This window comes from Rhodoferax ferrireducens (assembly GCF_049302455.1).
Taxonomy (GTDB): domain Bacteria; phylum Pseudomonadota; class Gammaproteobacteria; order Burkholderiales; family Burkholderiaceae_C; genus Rhodoferax; species Rhodoferax ferrireducens_B.
Window position 1 is genome coordinate 15,310 of sequence record NZ_JBAQMD010000009.1, and the last position, 19,096, is coordinate 34,405.

The 19,096-nt window shown below is 60.0% G+C and carries 15 protein-coding genes; 4 read left to right on the plus strand and 11 right to left on the minus strand.

From position 1 onward, the window contains the following. Positions 1-29: 29 nt before the first annotated feature. The 7 genes from WA157_RS00990 to WA157_RS01020 form a co-directional block, all read right to left on the minus strand. Positions 30-1,289, minus strand: a complete 1,260-nt coding sequence (locus tag WA157_RS00990) for a phenylacetate--CoA ligase family protein (protein ID WP_422619168.1) — start codon at positions 1,287-1,289, stop codon at positions 30-32. A 56-nt stretch (positions 1,290-1,345) separates the two neighbouring features. Continuing rightward, the gene (locus WA157_RS00995; RefSeq protein WP_422619169.1) at positions 1,346-2,155 is read right to left on the minus strand and encodes an ABC transporter ATP-binding protein; all 810 of its coding nucleotides are present in this window, start codon (positions 2,153-2,155) and stop codon (positions 1,346-1,348) included. 122 nt (positions 2,156-2,277) lie between these two features. Continuing rightward, the gene (locus WA157_RS01000; RefSeq protein ID WP_422619170.1) at positions 2,278-3,594 is read right to left on the minus strand and encodes an ABC transporter substrate-binding protein; all 1,317 of its coding nucleotides are present in this window, start codon (positions 3,592-3,594) and stop codon (positions 2,278-2,280) included. Between the two features lie 73 nt (positions 3,595-3,667). Further along, entirely contained in the window at positions 3,668-4,744 is a 1,077-nt protein-coding gene (locus WA157_RS01005) for a branched-chain amino acid ABC transporter permease (protein WP_422619171.1), read from the minus strand. A gap of 23 nt (positions 4,745-4,767) precedes the next feature. Then, positions 4,768-5,697 (minus strand): branched-chain amino acid ABC transporter permease, encoded by a 930-nt coding sequence (locus tag WA157_RS01010; protein ID WP_422619172.1) that lies wholly within the window; start codon positions 5,695-5,697, stop codon positions 4,768-4,770. Between the two features lie 10 nt (positions 5,698-5,707). Then, positions 5,708-6,490: an ABC transporter ATP-binding protein gene (locus WA157_RS01015; RefSeq protein ID WP_422619173.1), complete on the minus strand. Its 783-nt coding sequence runs from the start codon at positions 6,488-6,490 to the stop codon at positions 5,708-5,710. Further along, positions 6,487-8,433, minus strand: a complete 1,947-nt coding sequence (locus WA157_RS01020; RefSeq protein WP_422619174.1) for an AMP-dependent synthetase/ligase — start codon at positions 8,431-8,433, stop codon at positions 6,487-6,489. Before WA157_RS01020 ends, WA157_RS01015 begins: the two co-directional genes overlap by 4 nt. Positions 8,434-8,718: 285 nt before the next feature. Here WA157_RS01020 and WA157_RS01025 point away from each other — a divergent pair, with 285 nt between their 5' ends. The 3 genes from WA157_RS01025 (at position 8,719) to WA157_RS01035 (ending at position 11,827) form a co-directional block, all read left to right on the plus strand. Further along, positions 8,719-9,429: a Crp/Fnr family transcriptional regulator gene (locus tag WA157_RS01025; protein ID WP_422619175.1), complete on the plus strand. Its 711-nt coding sequence runs from the start codon at positions 8,719-8,721 to the stop codon at positions 9,427-9,429. Between the two features lie 57 nt (positions 9,430-9,486). After that, positions 9,487-10,401, plus strand: a complete 915-nt coding sequence (locus WA157_RS01030) for a pseudouridine synthase (protein WP_422619176.1) — start codon at positions 9,487-9,489, stop codon at positions 10,399-10,401. 154 nt (positions 10,402-10,555) lie between these two features. Beyond that, positions 10,556-11,827: an esterase/lipase family protein gene (locus WA157_RS01035; RefSeq protein ID WP_422619177.1), complete on the plus strand. Its 1,272-nt coding sequence runs from the start codon at positions 10,556-10,558 to the stop codon at positions 11,825-11,827. Between the two features lie 8 nt (positions 11,828-11,835). Here the strand turns inward: WA157_RS01035 and WA157_RS01040 are convergent, their stop codons facing one another. The 4 genes from WA157_RS01040 to WA157_RS01055 form a co-directional block, all read right to left on the minus strand. Beyond that, positions 11,836-12,684 (minus strand): response regulator, encoded by an 849-nt coding sequence (locus WA157_RS01040; protein ID WP_422619178.1) that lies wholly within the window; start codon positions 12,682-12,684, stop codon positions 11,836-11,838. Between the two features lie 75 nt (positions 12,685-12,759). After that, a complete protein-coding gene (locus tag WA157_RS01045) occupies positions 12,760-13,704 on the minus strand; it encodes a diguanylate cyclase domain-containing protein (protein WP_422619179.1) in 945 nt (314 codons plus the stop codon). Next, positions 13,704-16,727: a PAS domain S-box protein gene (locus WA157_RS01050; RefSeq protein WP_422619180.1), complete on the minus strand. Its 3,024-nt coding sequence runs from the start codon at positions 16,725-16,727 to the stop codon at positions 13,704-13,706. The genes WA157_RS01045 and WA157_RS01050 overlap by 1 nt, the downstream gene beginning before the upstream one ends. Before the next feature lie 108 nt (positions 16,728-16,835). Further along, positions 16,836-17,555, minus strand: coding sequence for a Crp/Fnr family transcriptional regulator (locus WA157_RS01055; protein WP_422619181.1), 720 nt, complete (start codon positions 17,553-17,555; stop codon positions 16,836-16,838). A gap of 270 nt (positions 17,556-17,825) precedes the next feature. Here WA157_RS01055 and WA157_RS01060 point away from each other — a divergent pair, with 270 nt between their 5' ends. Continuing rightward, positions 17,826-19,043, plus strand: a complete 1,218-nt coding sequence (locus tag WA157_RS01060; protein WP_422619182.1) for an ice-binding family protein — start codon at positions 17,826-17,828, stop codon at positions 19,041-19,043. The last annotated feature ends 53 nt before the right edge of the window (positions 19,044-19,096 follow it).

The following is a 19,096-nucleotide window of genomic DNA, read 5'->3' on the forward strand; positions in this document are numbered from 1 at the left end:
CGCCGCCTGCTGACGCCGCGGCTTGACGCCTAACGGTAGCTGCGGGCGTCCTCAATCACCTTGCCATCGTTGGGCAGGCTGCCCGGCAGCAAGATCTCGACCGCGCCGCGCAGCTTGGTGACATCCCGAATCGCCTCGCCTATCTTGGCGGCCAGCGCATCCGGACCACTGCACGCCGTCTCTATCTTGAGCGTCATGACATCGTTGGCCATCTCACCGGTCACCACCAGCCGGGCGCGCGTTACTTCAGGAAAGCGTTTGATGATGTCGGCGACCTGGCCCGGGTGCACAAACATGCCGCGGATTTTGGTCGTCTGGTCAGCCCGCCCCAGCCAGCCCTTGATGCGCGTGTTGGTGCGCCCGGTCGGACAAGAGCCACTCAACACCGCCGACAAGTCGCCGGTGCCAAAGCGAATGAGCGGATAGTCGGGGTTCAATGTCGTAACCACCACTTCGCCCACTTCACCATCCTGCACCGGGTCACCGGTGCCGGGCCGCACGATCTCGACAATCACATTTTCATCCAGCACCAGTCCCTCTCTGGCCGGAGTCTCATAGGCAATCGAGCCCAGATCAGCGGTGGCGTAGCACTGGTAACCGGCAATGCCGCGCTCGGCAAACCAGTCCCGCAGGGATGGCGGAAAGGCTTCGCCGCCAAACATGGCTTTCTTGACGCTCGGCAGTGCCACACCCATCTCATGCGCCTTGTCGACAATGATTTTCAGAAAGCTCGGTGTCCCAATATAGCCCGCCGGCTGCAGTTCGCGCATGGCTTGCACTTGCTGCTCTGTCTGGCCGGTACCGCCCGGAAACACCGTGCAGCCGAGCGCGTGGGCGCCGGACTCCATCATGGAGCCAGCGGGCACAAAGTGGTAGCTGAAGCTGTTGTGAATCAGTTCACGTGGACGAAAACCCGCCGCAAACATGGCGCGCGCCATGCGCCAATAGTCTTTGGCCGCTCCTTCGGGCTCATAAATAGGGCCGGGGCTGGAAAAAACGCGCGGCATCCGCTCGCCAAAGCCGATCGCGCTGAAACCGCCAAACACATTGCCATTGCTGCTTGCCCGGCTCGCCTTCTGGCGCTCCAGCAACTCGTGCTTGCGCGTCACGGGCAGGGCCGCCAAGGCCTGCCGACTGGTCACCGCCGCCGGGTTGATGTTCTGCAAAATCTGCCCAAAGGCCGGAGACGACGCGCTGGCATGGGCCAGCTGTGCCGGCAAAGCCATCATCAGGGCAGTTTCACGCGCCGTGGGGTCGCGCGTTTCCAACGCATCGTAATGTTCAATCATGTTTCTTCCTGTAAGGCCCTGGCCGCAACTGGGTCGACGCACGGCAGTCATCGTTTTCAGGCCAGCCAGCGCTTGCGCCGCTTGTAACTCTTCACATCCTTGAAGCTCTTGCGCTCGCCCCCGCCCACGCCCAGGTAGAACTCCTTGACGTCTTCGTTGTTGGCGAGATCGCTGGCCACACCGTCCATCACCACCCGGCCGGACTCCATGATGTAGCCGTAGTCGGCGTATTTCAGGGCCATGTTGGTGTTTTGCTCGGCGAGCAAGAAAGTGACTTTTTCTCGTCTGTTGAGGTCTTTCACAATCTCGAACACTTCTTCCACAATCTGCGGCGCCAGACCCATGGACGGCTCATCGAGCAACACCATGCTGGGGTTGGCCATCAGGGCGCGGCCAATGGCGCACATCTGCTGCTCGCCACCCGAGGTGTAGGCCGCCTGGCTGGTACGACGCGTCTTCAGGCGCGGAAAGTAGGTGTAGACCTTGTCCAGATTGCGCGCGACCTCAGCCTTGTCCTTGCGGGTGTAGCTGCCGGTCAGCAAATTTTCTTCGATCGTCAGGTGCGCAAAACAATGCCGTCCCTCCATCACCTGCACGACGCCGCGCTGCACCAGGTCAGACGGTGAAAGATTCTCGATGCGCTCGCCGCGCAGTTCAATCGACCCCTTGGTCACTTCACCACGCTCACCGCGCAGCAGGTTGGAAATAGCACGCAAGGTCGTGGTCTTGCCCGCGCCGTTGCCGCCCAGAATGGCCACGATTTTGCCCTCCGGCACATTGAGCGAAACGCCTTTGAGAACCAGAATGACGTGGTTGTAAATGACCTCGATGCCATTGACGTTGAGAACGATGCTGGAATTACTCATGCATGAATCCGTTTAGTGGGTGTAACCAACTCAAAGGGCAGGCGCCCTGGCCTTTGAGTTGACGGCTCCTGCGAGCCGCCAGGTTCGACACCCCATCCAGCCGGGATGGGGTGTCATGTCAATCAGGACTGGCAGTCCTGCGCCGTACGCCGGGCCATCTTCTTGTCCGCCAGATACTTGTCGGCGACGCTTTTGACCAGGGGTTTGAGTATCTGCTCATCGGCCTGCATCCAGTCGCTCGTGAACTGCCACTTGCTGCCGTCCCAGGTGTGCACGCGCGCCCAGTTGACGCCCATGTGATCCTGGCAGCTGGTGGAGACCGGGCGCAGCACGCCCTTGAAGCCCAGTGCATCGAGCTTGGCCTGCGTGAGGTTCAGGTTTTCGAAGCCCCAGCGCGCCTGCTCGGCCGTGATCACCTTGCCCTTGCCATAGCGCTCCTGCGCGGCACGCACGCCTTCGATGGCGTACATCGCGCTGACCACGCCGCGCATGTACATCACCTGCCCGACTTCTTCCTTCGGCCCGGTGCCCTGGCCCTTGGCGTGAACTTTTTCGAGGATTTCCTTGACCACGGCGGAGCCTGGCTCGGCGCCGTGCTGCATGGCCGCGGCGTTGTAGCCCGTGGCGCCCATGCCCACGTCTTTGACGTCGGGCTCGGCACCCGACCACCATGCGCCGTAGATCTTCTCGCGCGGGTAGCCGGTGGCCTGGGCTTCCTTGAGCGAGGTCGGGTTCATGATGCCGTAGCCCCACAGCAGGATGTAGTCCGGGCGCTGCTGGCGGATTTGCAGCCAGGTGGCTTTTTGATCCACCCCCGGCGCGGTTACGGGCAGTGTGCTGAGCTGGAAACCCAGCATCGAGGCGCGCTCCTGTAACAGCGGGATGGGCTCCTTGCCGTAGGGGCTGTCGAGATAGACCAGCGTGATCTTCTTGCCCTTGAGCTTGTCCAGGCCGCCTTCCTTCTTGCCAATTTGCTGCAGCAGAACGTCGGCGGCAACCCAGTAGGTGCCACCGATGGGGAAGTTCCACTTGAACACGCCGCCGTCTTGCGACTCGCTGCGGCCATAGCCCACGGTGAGCAGCGGTATCTTGTCGATCGGAGCCTTCTCGGTCAGCGCGAAGGTGATGCCTGTCGACACCGGCTGGAATACCGTGGCACCGCCGTTCTTGCCCTTGAGGCGCTCGTAGCACTCCACGCCGCGGTCGGTGGCGTAGGCGGTTTCGCACTCTTCCGTGAGGACCTTCACACCGTTGATGCCGCCGCGCAGATTGGTCAGCTTCATGTAGTCGGCATGGCCGTTGGCCCAAGGGATGCCGTTGGGCGCGTAGGCACCCGTGCGGTAAGACAGCACCGGAAAGAATTGCCCCTTGGCTTGGGCGAATGCCCCGGCGCTAGCGGCAGCAATGACGCTGGCTAAAACGATATGACGAATTTTCATGAATGTCTCCTAAATGTAGAGCACCGGGGTGCTTGGGTTAATGAAGGGTAAAACGGCTAATAAACGAACAAACTCAGTGAGGAAAGGGCCAAAGGCGAAGCTTCTGCTTGCCAATGGACCACAATTTGGCCAGCCCGTGCGGCTCCATGATCAGGAACCACACAATCAGGGCACCAAAGATGATCAGCTCAGTGTGCGAGATGCCGGAGGTTGAAATCTCGATGCCAAACGCGCCCCCGAGCAGGGGCAGGAATTGGTTCAGGGCAATCGGCAAAATTACGATAAAGGCGGCACCAAAAAAACTGCCCATGATGGAGCCCATGCCGCCAATGATGACCATGAACAACAGCTTGAATGACAGGTCCACCGAAAACGCGGCAGGCTCCCAGGCCCCCAGATACACAAAGCCCCACAGTGCACCGGCCACACCCACAATGAAAGAGCTCACGGCAAAAGCGCTGAGCTTGGCATACATGGGTCGGATGCCAATAACGGCGGCGGCCACATCCATGTCACGGATGGCCATCCATTCACGGCCAATGGCGCCGCGCACCAGATTCTTGGCCAGCAGCGCCAGCACCACCAGAATCGACAGGCACAGCAGGTATTTGGAGGTCGGGCTTTCAATTTGCAAACCAAAAACCTGCAAGTCCGACACCGAAACCGACCCCGACGAGGAGTCATTGGTTAACCACTTGATACGCAGGAACATCCAGTCACTGAAAAACTGCGCGGCCAGCGTGGCTACCGCCAGATAAAGGCCCTTGACGCGCAAACTGGGCAAACCGAACAGAATACCGAAAGCGGCGGAACACAGCCCTCCCAGGATCAGTGCCACCAGCAGCGGCATACCAGGCACACGCACAAAAAAATTGAACGCTGCATAGGCACCAACAGCCATGAAGGCACCCGAGCCCAATGAAATTTGCCCACAGTAGCCGACCAGGATATTCACCCCCAAGGCGGCCAGCGACATGATCAAGAAAGGAATCAAAATCGCCCGAAACATGTAGCCACTGCTCAGCATTGGAACGACGATGAAAGCCGCTGCGATGAGCAACAACACCGCCCAGCGATCTTGCGCAATCGGGAATATCTGCTGATCAGCGCGATAAGTTGTCTTGAACTGGCCGTTTTCTCTGTAAAACATAATGCTTCTTTTCTTGTGTGCCGTTACACGCGGTCAATAATCTTTTCACCAAACAGCCCTTGCGGCCGGAACAGCAGAAACACCAGGGCCAGCACGTAGGCAAACCAGATTTCGATGCCGCCACCGACATAAGGCCCCAAAAATACTTCAGACATTTTTTCTCCGACACCGATGATCAGACCGCCAATAATCGCACCGGGTACCGAGGTGAGGCCGCCCAAAATCACGACCGGCAGGGCCCGCAATGCGACTGTAGTGAGGGAGAACTGCACCCCCAGCTTGCTGCCCCAAATCATGCCGGCCACCAGCGCCACCACGCCCGCGACGCACCAGACGATGAACCAAATGCGGTTGAGCGGGATGCCAATGCTTTGCGCCGCCTGATGATCGTCGGCTACTGCTCGCAGTGCCCGCCCCGTGCTTGTTTTCTGGAAGAACAAGCTCAGCACGGCGACCAGCACGGCAGCAATCAGGGCGGCGTAAAGGTCTTCCTTGTTGATCAGGATGCCACCCTCAAAGACGCTTTCAAACGCCAGCAACGGGTCTTTGGGCATACCAATGTCAATCTTGTAGATGTTGCTGCCAAAAATCGTCTGCCCGATGCCGTCCAGGAAATAGCCAATGCCTAAAGTAGCCATCAGCAAGGTGGTTCCCTCTTGATTGACCAGGTGGCGCAGCGCCAGTCGTTCAATCAGCCAGGCGACGACAAACATCACCAGGCCTGCGAGCAAGAAGGCTGCAACGTTGGCAACAATCGGATTTTCGATACCGGTCCAGCCCGGAATCCACTCAGAAAATCGCGCCATCGCCAGCGCTGCAAACAGCACCATGGCGCCCTGGGCAAAGTTGAAGACGCCTGAAGCCTTGTAGATCAGCACAAAACCCAGCGCCACCAGCGAATACAACATGCCGGCCATCAGGCCGCCGAGCAATGTTTCAAGAAAAAATGCCATTTTTGTTTCCTTAGTGACTCGTGCCCAGATAGGCGCTGATCACTTCTTCGTTGTTACGCACTTCATCGGGCGTGCCGTCGCCAATCTTCTTGCCATAGTCCAACACAACGACGCGGTCTGAGATATCCATCACCACCCCCATGTCATGCTCAATCAACACCACCGTGGTGCCAAATTCTTGATTGACATCGAGCACAAAGCGGCACATGTCCTGCTTTTCCTCCACGTTCATGCCAGCCATCGGCTCGTCAAGCAGCAACACTTGCGGCTCCATCGCCAGTGCCCGGCCCAGGTCAACGCGTTTTTGCAGACCATAGGGCAACTGCCCGACCGGCGTTTTGCGATGCGCCTGGATTTCGAGAAAATCGATGATGTGTTCGACAAATTCCCGGTGCCGTTCTTCTTCACGTTGCGCCGGACCGATACGCAGCGCCTGCAAAAAAAGATTGCTCTTGATCCGCAGGTTGCGCCCGGTCATGATGTTGTCAATCACGCTCATGCCCTTGAACAAGGCCAGGTTCTGAAAGGTGCGCGCTATACCCATCACGGCGACCGCGTGGCTGTCCATGTGGCTGAAGGTTTTGCCGCGAAAACTGATGGAACCCTGCTGCGGCGTGTACACGCCATTGATGCAATTGAGCATGGAGCTCTTGCCCGCGCCATTGGGGCCGATGATGGCGCGCACCTCGTGCTCGCGCACATCAAATGAAATATCAGCCAGCGCCTTGACACCGCCAAAACCAAGAGAAATATTCTTGACGTCGAGAACGACATCACCGATCTTTTTGCTCATGCTGCCGCCTTGACGGGTGTAAATGTCTTCGCGTCGTCAATTCTCAAAGTGGCGCTGATGCTGCCGGTGCGGCCGTCCTCAAACTTGACTTGAGTTTCGATGAACTGCGATGTTTTCCCGCCATACAGGGCATCCACCAGCACATCGTATTTTTCGGCAATAAAGCCGCGCCGAACCTTGTTGGTGCGGGTCAATTCGCCGTCGTCGGCATCGAGCTCCTTGTGCAGCACCAGGAAGCGGCTGACCTGCGAGCCCGCCAGCAGCGTGTCCACGCTCAGGTCGGCATTCACCTTTTCAACACACTCCTTGACGAGCTGGTAGACCTCGGGCTTTTGCGCCAGATCGGTGTAACCGGCATACGGCAGGTTGCGCCGCTCGGCCCAGTTGCCCACCGCGTCAACATCGATGTTGATCATGACGCAGACCTTTTCACGGCCGTCACCGTAGGCCACCACTTCCTTGATATGCGGGAAGAACTTGAGCTTGTTCTCCACATACTTGGGGGCGAACATGGCGCCGTCATTGGCACCCCCCTTGATGCGGCCCACGTCTTTGACGCGGTCGATGATCTTGAGGTGACCATGGGCATCCAGAAAACCGGCGTCGCTGGTGTGGTACCAGCCGTCCGGCGTCAACACCTCGGCAGTGGCTTCAGGATTCTTGAAATAGCCCTTGAGCAGGCCCGGCGACTTGACCAGAATTTCACCGTTGTCGGCCACCTTGATTTCGACCCCGGCACAGGGCACACCCACGGTGTCGGCGCGCGCTTCGTTATCGGGCTGCAGGCAGACAAACACAGCCGTCTCGGTGGAGCCGTAAAGCTGTTTGAGATTGATGCCAATGGAGCGATAAAAACTGAACAAATCCGGACCGATGGCCTCGCCCGCGGTGTAAGCCACCCGTACCCGGCTCATGCCCAGGTTATTGCGCAGTGGCCCATACACCATGAAGTTGCCCAGCGTGTACAACACACGGTCGCTCAGCGGCACCGACTTGCCATCCATCAGCGTCGGGCCGACCCTTTTTGCCACGCTCATGAAAAATTGAAACATATTGCGTTTCAGCGTGCCGGCATCTTCCATGCGAATCATCACGCTGGTCAACAAGCCCTCAAACACCCGCGGCGGTGCAAAGTAATAGGTGGGACCCACCTCCTTGAGGTCGATCGTGACGGTGGCCGCCGACTCCGGGCAATTGACCACATAGCCGCAGGCCAGCCACTGCGCGTAGCTGAAAATATTTTGCCCAATCCAGGCTGGCGGCAGATAGGCCAGCACCTCCTCCAAGTGGGTCAGCTTGTCGAATTCGGCACCGGCACGGGCACGGTTGAGCAGCGTGTCATGGGTGTGCACCACGCCTTTGGGGTTACCCGTGGTGCCGGAGGTGAAAAACATGGCCGCCACATCATCGGGCTTGATCCGGCTCACCTCGGATTGCAGGAATTCTTTGTGCTGGGAGGCAAACGCCTTGCCTGCGGCCAGCAAATCATCGACCGCCATCAGTCCCGGCTCGTCGTAGTTACGCAGGCCCCGCGGATCGTCAAAGTAGATATTTGAAAGTTGCGGGCACTGTTCGCGGATTTCCAGCAGTTTGTCGACCTGTTCCTGGTCTTCGGCAAAGGCAAATCGCACGTCAGCATTGTTGATGGGGAAGACACACTCGGGCGCGGCGGCGTCCTGATAGAGCGGAATGGGAACGGCCCCCAGGGACTGCACGGCCAGCATGGTGGCGTACAAACGCGGACGGTTGGCGCCAATCACAATCATGTGCTCGTCGCGGCGCAGCCCCGCTTGATGCAGGCCACAAGCAAGCTGCTCCACCAGCACGGCCATATCAGCCCAGGTCAGGGACTGCCAAATGCCATACTCTTTTTCACGCATGGCCGTCTCGGCCGGACGCTGGGCGGCGTGGTCCAACAGAAGTCGAGGAAAAGTGGTCTGCATCCCGATACCTTGTCTTAAGTTCAATAAATTTGCGGGACAGAGGGACAGATCTTCCGCTCTGTCCTCAACCAACCGGCCCCCTTGTGGGACAAATCTTCAGCTCTGCCCCCACTGAGCAATCCGACCTGGCCATCGGCCGTCGGCTTGCTGGAATAGGGCGAATATAAACATTCATTTGACGTCAAGTTGTCACTTGAACGACAATTCAGACATTTCTCGGTAGGTGTTTTCCCTGCACTTTTCAGCAACTGGCGGCACATTTTTTCTTCCTTGCTTGTTTTCTCCATGAGCTCCGATGTTTCTCTCCACCAACGTCGTCGGCCACTGACCGCAGCCGAACTCGACACGATTCCATGGCTGGACCGGCTCTCGCCTGCGGAGTACGAACGGGCGGTGGACGACCTGAAAATTACCGATGCCGTCGCTGGCGAGTACGTTTGCCGCACGGGTCGCCCGGTCACCTACTGGTTTGGCGTGGTGGATGGATTGCTCAAGATGAGCAGCGACAACGCCGAGGGCCAGACCATAACCTTCACCGGCGTGCCGCCCGGTGGCTGGTTTGGCGAAGGCACGGCTTTGAAACGCGAAAGCTACCGCTACAACATCCAGGCCCTGCGCAAAAGCCGGGTGGCCGGGCTGCACGTGGACACCTTCCATTGGCTGCTGGACCACTCGATCGGCTTCAACCGCTTTGTCATGAACCAGCTCAACGAGCGGCTTGGCCAGTTCATCGCCGCGCGCGAGATTGACCGCATGAACAACCCCGACATCCGGGTGGCACGCAGTCTGGCCGCGCTGTTCAACCCGGTGCTGTACCCCGGCGTCGGCGAGGTGCTGCGCATCACGCAGCAGGAACTGGCCTACCTGGTGGGCTTGTCGCGCCAACGCGTGAATGGAGCCCTGACCGCGCTGGCCGAGCAAGGCGTGATTCGCGTCGAATATGGCGGCCTGCGCGTGCTCAGTCTGGTCGCACTGCGCTCCCAGATATTTTTATAAGAGACAAGCCTCTAGCCCGCGTAAAATAAGCGCATACAGCTACTATATTTATAGCAAATGACAGACTCAAAATCCCCCCCCCTGTTTCGCCGCGCGGCGCCTCCCACGGCCCGCGCACCCATTCCAGCAGGCCAGACCAACACCGCCGCCGTGGGCCCCAACGGAACCTTGCGCCTGAACAAACGCATGGCCGAGCTCGGCCTCGCATCGCGCCGCGAAGCCGATGACTGGATTGCCAAGGGCTGGGTCAAGGTCAACGGGGCGGTGGCGACCATGGGCATGCAGGTGCAGCCCGATGTGCGCATTGAGATCGACAAGCAGGCCCAGGGCCAGCAAGCCAAGCAGGTCACGGTGCTGGTGCACAAGCCGATCGGCCTCGTCAGCGGCCAGGCTGAAGACGGCCACTTGCCCGCCATCACCCTGGTGCAGCCGCAGAACCGCTGGGCGCAAGACAACGCCCGTTTCTTCTTCCACCCCAGCCAGCTCAAAAGCCTGGTGCCCGCCGGGCGCCTTGACATTGACTCGACCGGGCTGCTGGTGCTCACGCAAGACGGCCGCGTGGCGCGCCAGCTGATTGGCGAAGACGCCGTCATGGAAAAGGAATACCTGGTGCGGGTGGTTTACAACGCTGATCAAGGCGCGTCCGCCAGCACCGGACAGCTCAGCCGCATTGACGATGACGACCCCGTCAGCACCGATGTGCAGTCGGTCTTTCCGCGCGAAAAACTCGCCTTGCTGCGCCACGGCCTGAGCCTGGACGGACAGGCGCTTCAACCGGCCAAGGTGGATTGGCAAAACCCCGAGCAGCTGCGCTTTGTCTTGACTGAGGGCAAGAAACGCCAGATTCGCCGCATGTGCGAGCTGGTTGGTCTGAAAGTGGTTGGCCTGAAGCGCGTGCGCATTGGCAAGGTGATGCTGGGCAATCTGCCGTTGGGCCAGTGGCGCTACCTGGCACCGCATGAGAAATTCTAAACATTGTGGGACAGACCAAAGCTACACGGAGTGAGCGTGCTCTGTCCTCAACTGATACCGGGATGTCGGATGTCCACATTGTGGGACAGACCAAAGCTACACGGAGTGAGCGTGCTCTGTCCTCAACTGATCGTCGGAGGTAGGAAGTTGCACCATGGCCAAGCCGCCGTCCCCCAAACCCCCTAAACACCTGCACAGCTCGGACCTGCGGGGTGTGGCGCAATTGGCGACACAGGCCACGGCTGGCGTCGCCCGCATCGCTGAAGGGGTGCACCAATCGGTCTGGAGCAGCCTGGGCGTCCCCGGTGGCAAGGCGCCTGGACAAACCCGCGGCATCACCGGCCTGGTCTACAAGAGTGTGCACGGTGTGACCCGGTTGCTGGGCAAAGGCGTGGACACTTTGCTGGCCCGGTTGCAGCCTGCGCTGGACGCAGCACAAGCTGCCCCAGCCGGTAGCCCCCAGCGCGCGGCGGTGCTGGCGGCACTCAATGGCGTGATGGGGGATCACCTGCTTGAAAGCCACAACCCGCTCGCCACCCCCATGACCCTGCGCTACCAGGGCGAGGCGCTGAACTGGCAGGCTCTGGCGCCCATGCCGCACGCCACGGGCAAGGTCCTGCTGCTGATTCACGGGCTCTGCATGAACGACTTGCAGTGGCACACGCAACAGAACGGGCAGGTGGTGGACCATGGCCGGGCGCTGGCCGCCACGCTGGGCTACACCCCGGTTTATCTGCGCTACAACACCGGTCTGCACACCTCGCAAAACGGACATGAATTGTCAAACCAACTGGAGCAACTGCTGACGCATTGGCCGACACCGATCAAGGAAATCACCGTGCTGGCCCACAGCATGGGCGGCTTGCTGATCCGCAGTGCGTTCTACTACGCCAGGCAGGATGGTTTGCGTTGGCCCGGTCGTCTGAAAAACATCGTGTTTCTGGGTACGCCGCACCATGGCGCGCCGCTTGAGCGGGCCGGCAACTGGGTGGATGTGGTCCTGGCCAGTACGCCCTACAGCGCGCCCTTTGCCAAACTGGGTCAGTTGCGCAGCGCTAGCATCACCGATCTGCGCTACGGCTTTGTGCTCGACCGTGACTGGCAGGGCCACGACCGCTTTCAACGCAAACCCGATGCCCGTCAGCCGCTCCCGCTGCCGGCCGGTGTGGCCTGCTACGCGGTGGCCGCCACCACGGCCGCCAGGCGCAGCACCCTGGCGGATCGCCTGATTGGCGACGGCCTGGTGCCCCTGCACAGTGCGCTGGGGCAGCACGATGAGCCACAAAGAAACCTCGTGTTCGCCAAAACGTCGCAGTGGATTGCCTACCGTACCAGCCACATGGGCTTGTTGAGCAGCCCCGAGGTGACTCAAAAAATAGTGCAGTGGCTGACGCCAGCGCCGACACCAGGCCGAGGCAGCAACTAGCCGCCCGCTTACGCCGCCCGCGGCTGCGCCACCTCGCGCATGATCGCACTGACGTCCCGGCCGACACCACGATAGCCGGTAAAGCGGCCCGACGCATCAAACATCGGCTCCCCGCTGACCTGAAAGTACTGGCGCTCGCCCGCGTCATCAATCCGGCTGAAGACAAAATCGAGAAACGGCCGGCGCGCCGCCACATTCGCCTTGAGCACCGCGCGCTCCGCCTCATTCCAGCGCAAGGCCTGCTCCTGTTTGATTTCTCCCAGCAGGCTTTCCATCGATATGCCCAGCATGTCCAGCACCGGGCCATACACCTTGGTGAATTGCCCCTGCGCGTCCTGCTCCCAGTACCAGTCCGATGCCAGTTCCGTCAGGCGGCGAAAGCGGGCTTCACTTTCAGTCAATTCTGCGGTCCGCTCCAGCACCGTTTGCTCCAGCACCTGGTTGTAATTCTGGAGTTTTTTGTACAACAAGCGCACTTCCAGCATGTTGTGAATACGCGTCTTGACTTCGACCAGATCAAACGGCTTGGCCACAAAATCCTTCGCGCCCGAGGCCAGCGCCCGCAGCTTGTGACCCGGCTGCGCCGTGACCACAAGAATCGGCACATAGCCATCGGGGTCGATTTCCTTCAGGCCTTCCATGACCTGAAAACCGTCCATGCCGGGCATCTGCAGATCGAGCAGAATCAGGTCGTAGTGGTTGGCGCGATGCAAATCACAGACCGCAAACGGATCCATGGTCGACGTCAGGCGCTGATAACCCGCGCCTCGCAGCATTTGCTCCAGCAACTGCACGTTGGCCTCCTGGTCGTCCACGATCAGGATACGGGCATTGAGAATATCGGCAGTACTAACCATAAATTTCACTTTCTTATCAATTTGCACTGAGACTAAGGTTCTGCCAGGACAGGTGACGGCAACTTGGCGTCATCGTCACAGGTCGGCGAGGCCTGAGACGCGATAGTCGTTCTTTCCTGCGTGTTTGGCCTCATACAAGGCCAGATCCGCGCTCTTCAACAGCGTCTCCACGCTATCGCCATGCACCGGGTAAACACTGACACCCACGCTGGCCGTCACGTTCACGCTGCGGCCTTGAATGCTGCAGGGCTGTGACACGGCTTGCAGCACTTTGGATACCAGCTCTTCCACATCGTCACCATGACTCAGTTCCGCCAACGCGATCACAAATTCATCGCCCCCCACCCGCGCCACCGTGTCCTCTTGACGCACGGCGCCCGCCAGACGGGCGGCCACCATCTTGAGCAGGGCATCGCCCCCATCGTGGCCCAGCGTGTCATTGATCTCCTTGAATCCGTCGAGGTCCAGGTACACGACCGCCATATTGCCCCTGTTCCTATGCGCATGGGCAATGCCCAAGGCTATTCTGTCCATCAGGAGTCGTCTGTTGGGCAGACCGGTCAACGGGTCATGCAGGGCCAGGGATTCCAGCGCACGGTTTTGCTGTTCGAGTCTTTTGTACAACAAGCGCACTTCCAGCATATTGTGAATGCGCGTCCTGACTTCCATCAGGTCAAATGGTTTGCTGATGAAGTCTTTTGCGCCGGAGGCCAAGGCCCGCAGCTTATGGTCCGGATGGGCCGTGATCACCAGTATCGGAAAGTAGCCGTCGGCATCGGCTTGGTCCCCCTTCAGCCCCTCCATCACCTGAAAGCCATCCATGCCAGGCATCTCCAGATCGAGCAATATCAGGTCGTAACGGTTGGCGCGATGCAGGTCGCACACCGCATACGGGTCCGTGGTTGACGTCAGGCACCGATAGCCGGCTTCACGCAGTATCTTCTCAAGCAGCCGCACATTGACCTCCCGATCGTCCACGATCAGAATGTTGGCAGCAAGAAGGTCGGCGGCGTCAAGCATCACATGGATTCTTCCATTGCCGTGCGGTCCAAGCCGGTTTGCGCAGCTTCCAGCGCCATATCCAGCACTTCCATGAACTCGTTGACTTTGATCGGCTTGGTCAGGTAGCGCAGGAACCCTGCCTGCAGGCCTTTCTCAATATCGCGAGGCATCGCATTGGCACTGATGGCCACCACCGGAATGTGCCGGGTTGCAGGGTCTTCACGCAGGATTTTCAGCGCCTGAAGGCCGCTGATGCCCGGCAGATTGATGTCCATCAGAATCACTTTGGGCAGATGAATGCGCGCCAGCGTAATCCCTTGCATGCCATCCGTGGCACTCAACAGGCGCATATCCGGACGTCGCGCAATAAGTTGCTTGACCAACTCCATGTTGGCCCGGTTGTCTTCCACGTACAGCAGCGTGCGCAGCGCGGCGCCAGGCGCGGTGGGCGGCTGCGCCGGCACCAGCGGGGCATCGGAATCGGCGGCAAATTGCGGTGCAGCCACCAAATTCAACTCAAACCAGAACACGCTACCGGTCCCGACGATACTTTGCGCGCCAATTTCGCCCCCCATCAATTCGACCAGCCGCTTGCTCACCACCAGGCCGATGCCGGTACCCTCTTCAGAGCCAACCTCTTGCCCAAGCCGATTGAACGGCTGAAACAGTTGGGTCACTTTCTCCGCCGAGAGTCCTTCGCCGGAATCGCGCACACTGATCCGCAGGCGTTGCGCGGCGACCTTCTTGCACGTCACTTCGACCGCACCACCAACGCGGTTGTATTTGATGGCGTTGGACATCAGGTTCACGATCACCTGCTTGACACGCGTCCGATCGGCATTCACAAAGCAAGGGGCGTTGAACTGCGGAAAGCTGATGCGAATGTCGCTCTTTTGCGCCTGCGGTTCGATCATGGCTTGACAATCAAGCAACACGTCCGGCAGCGCGATCGGCTCCATCGACAGCGACAGCTTGCCGGACTCGATCAAGGCCAGATCGAGAATCTCGTTGATCAACTCCAGCAGATACCAGCCGCCATGAAGAATCTGGTCGATGCTGGCCTTTTGCGTGGCCGTGGGCGGCGGCACCCCCGACTCCATCAGTTGCGCAAAGCCCAGGATCGCATTGAGCGGAGAGCGCAACTCGTGGCTCATGCTCGACAGAAACTCTGATTTGGCGAGATTGGCCTTGTCGGCGGCCTGCCGGGCGCTCTCGAGCTCGACATTCTTGTCCCGCAGCGCCTGATCGAGCACCGCCCGCTCGGCTTCGACGCGCTTGCGCGCGGTGTTGTCCGTGCCGATCAACAGGTAACCAATGATGACGCCCTGCGCGTCGCGCAGCGCCGTGACCGACACCACTGCCGGGAAGCGACTGCCGTCTTTGCGGATGTAGGTCAGCTCGTAGATGTCCTCGATGCCGCGCGAGGCCTTGAACACCAGCGCCTCGAAGCCCGGCTCAATCTGGGTCCCTAGTTCGAGACTGAGTTCCTTGGCCCGCGCAATGACTTCTTTCGAATCGGAAATGTCGGCCGGCGTGACCTTGTTCATCACCTCTGCCGCCGTGTAGCCCAGCATGCGCTCGGCACCAACGTTAAAAATCTGAACGACGCCCTTGGCGTCGGTGGCGATGCTGGAAAAGTTGGCGCTGTTGAAAATCGCGCTCTGCAAAGCCCCCGCCTGAAGCAGCGCCTCTTCAGCCTGTTTGCGCGCGGTGGTATCACGCAAAATGCCGGTGAAATAGCGCTCGCCGCCCAGCCACATCTCGCTGACGGCCATCTCCATCGGGAAAACACTGCCATCCTGGCGCCGGCCCAGCACCTCGCGCCCCAAGCCGACCGCACGCGCCTCGTCGCTGGCACTGTAGTACTCAAGTGAGCCATTGCGCTGATCCTGGTCCAGTTCGGGAATCAGCAGGCTGAAGTTCTGTCCGACCAGCTGGATCCCGCTATAGCCAAACATGCGCTCAGCGGCCGGATTCACGGTCTTGATCATGCCGCCGCGGGCATAAATGGTGATGATGCCATCGGCCACGGTATTGAGAATGGTCTGGATCAGGGCCGTGCTGTCGCGCAGGGCCTGCTGCGCCGCATATTCCTCGGTGACGTCGCGAAACACGAGCACGGCACCGATCACTTGTCCGTCGCGGTCGCGAATCGGTGCGCAACTGTCGGCAATATCACACTCGCTGCCGTCGCGTGCAATCACAACCGTGTGATTGGCCAGGCCCTGAACCGTGCCGTGCGCCAGGGTTTCCGCAACCGGAACGTTGGCGCTCAGCCGGGTTTCCTTGTTGATGATCTTGAAAATTTCGTCCACCGGGCGACCGCTGGCCTGCGCTTGCGTCCACCCGGTGAGCCGCTCGGCCAGGGGATTGAGCAGCGTCACGCGCGCAGCGGCGTCGGTGGCAATCACGGCGTCCCCAATGGAATGCAGCGTCACGGCGAATTTTTCCTCGCTTTCCCGCAAGGTCAGGTTGGCCTGATGCAGTTGCTGATTGGTCCACTCCTGCTCCTTCAGCAGATGCTGACGCTCTGCTTCAACCTGCTTGCGCGCGGTGTTGTCGGTGCCGATCAGGAGGTAACCGATGACGGTGCCGCGCCCATTGCGCAAGGCGGTGACCGACACGATGGCCGGGAAACGGCTGCCATCTTTGCGGATGTAGGTCAGCTCGTAAATGTCTTCAATACCGCGCGAGGCTTTGAACACCAGGGCCTCGAAACCCGGCGCAATGGCGGTTTCAAGCTCAGCGCTCAGTTCGGTGGCACGCAAGATCAATTCCTGCGGATCGGAGATATCGGCGGGCGTGATCTTGTTCAGGACATCAGCGGCGGCATAGCCCAGCATGCGCTCGGCGCCAATATTGAAAATCTGAATAACGCCCCGTTCATCGGTGGCAATACTCGAAAAATTGGCGCTGTTGAGAATCGCGTTCTGCAAGGCCCCGGTTTTGAGCAAGGCCTCCTGTCGCCTGAACTCGGTCAGGCCCTCCGGCGTGCCTGCGACAGCTTTGGGCAGGTCAGGGATAGGGTCAATTTTTAACATGGTCGATGGTTGTTGCAGCGCGAATGAGCATAGCGACCCAGCTTGCGCTGGTCCGTGCGTTATCGAACATAAGGCGGCAATTTCATGAAGCGGGCCAATGGGGATTCTTTAGCGCTGGCGAACATCGCCCAGCAAACGATCGTATTCATTCTTAACCACGCCGTAGCACTCACACACGCGCGACTCCAAGCCCTGGCGGTCAAGCACCGTGATGTGGCCGCGGCGGTAGCGAATGCACTGCGCTTGCTGCAAGTGCCCGGCGGCGGCGGTGATGCCTTCGCGGCGTACGCCGATCATGCTGGCAATCAATTCCTGCGTCATGGTCAGCTCAGTCGAGGGCAAACGGTCCAGCGTTGCCAACAGCCAGCGGCACAATTGCTGCTCCACCGAATGGTGCCGATTGCAGACTGCGGTTTGGGACATCTGCGTCATCAAGGCCTGGGTGTAGCGCAGCAGCAAACGCATCATCGGTCCGGCACGATCGAATTCTTCCAGCAGCAAGTGCGCTTTCAGCCGGTAACCGCTACCGCCCGTCTGCACCGTGGCGCAGTGGGGCGTGCTGTTGCCGCCCAGGAACAGCGAAACACCGAGCAGGCCCTCATTGCCCACCCCCGCGATCTCGGCCGAGGCGCCATCCTCCGTCGTATATTGGAGCGACACAATGGCCGTGGTTGGAAAATAGACATGCTGCAACTGGCCACCGGATTCACAAAGCACATCGCCCAGCAACATGGGAACCAACTCCAATTGGGGCGCAATGCGCTCCAACTCAGCGGCCGGCAGGGCAGCGAGAAGGTGGTTTTGAGTGGGGCCCCGCGGCAAATCCATATGCAGTCTCCGAAAGAGCGCCAAAGCGGCATGGGCATGCGCGATCATAACTGCGACTCTGTGACCCCTGTTGACGGGAACGCGAATGTAAGCGATGTAACGGTTGCGCGTTATATGCATGCGCTGGCGCACACTCCCTCTCGCGAGGCACAACGACACTCAACCAAGTAATGCACCCAGCGCGCGAGCGCGGGGGGTAAGGCGTTTGCTTTTCGAACCGGCAGTGGCTCGGCCAATCGCATTGACAGTTTTTATCAACTTAGGAACAAAATGATTAACAGGTCAGAAAAGAAATATGGCGTGCGGCCATGGTTCATGGCATCGGTGCTGGTCGTGGTGCTAGCCGGATGCGGCGGTGGCGCAGAGGGTGATGCTCTTTCTCCCAGCGCAAGCAAATTGGGACTCTCTACCGTTCTCGCCAATGTCACCGGCACGCCAGGCAGCGCCACCAGCGACCCCACGGTGAGTTCTGCGAGCCCAAGCGACGGCGCCACAGACGTGGCTACCAGCACCAATAGCAGCAACAACATCGTCACGGGCACGACCGTCACCGCCACCTTCAGCCAGCCGATGGATCCTGCAACGATCAATTCGCCCCAGGCCGGATCCTTGCTGACCTTCACGCTCAAGGACACGACCGGCAACAACGTAGCGGGCACCGTCGCCATGAACGCCGCCAACACGGTGGCCACTTTTACGCCGACAGCATCCGCGCTCAGCCCCCATACCAGCTATATCGCCACGGTGACCACGGCGGCCCAGAGCGCCGGTGGCACGGCCATGGCCATTCCAATTGCCTGGGGCTTTGCGACCAAGTCCCTGGCGTCGACCGCCCAGGCGCCGGTCAGCCTCGGAACCGCCGGCACGTTCGCGATTCTGAGCAAAACCGGGGTCACCGACGTCTATAAATCAGCCGTCGTGGGCGATGTCGGAACCAGCCCCATCACCGGCGCGGCGATGCTGCTCACGTGTGGAGAAGTGACGGGCAAGATTTACGTCGTCGACGCGGCCGGCCCGCTGCCGTGCGCGGTCAATGACGCCACCAGCCTGACTGCGGCGGTGGGGGACATGCAGACCGCGTACCTGGACGCCAAGGGACGCACATCCCCCAACTTCACGGAACTGGGCGCCGGTGAGATCGGTGGCCTCACTCTCGCTCCTGGCCTCTACAAATGGGGCACCGATGTCTTGATATCCACGGATGTCACGCTCTCGGGCGGCCCCAACGACGTCTGGATCTTCCAGGTGGCGGGCAAGCTCAAGCAGGCCAACGGCAAGCGGGTGACACTGGCGGGCGGCGCACTGGCCAAGAACATCTTCTGGCAGGTCGCTGACAGTGTGGCCATTGGAACGACCGCGCATTTTGAGGGTGTGGTGCTGGGTAAAACGCTGGTTGCCGTGAATACGGGCGCATCGGCGAACAGCCGGCTGTTCGCACAAACCGCCGTCACGCTTCAAATGAACGCTGTCACACAGCCCGCCCCGTAAACAAGCAAGAAGCACCCTGGCCGGGAGCAGGCGCCCGCCGGCCGGCTGGCGCC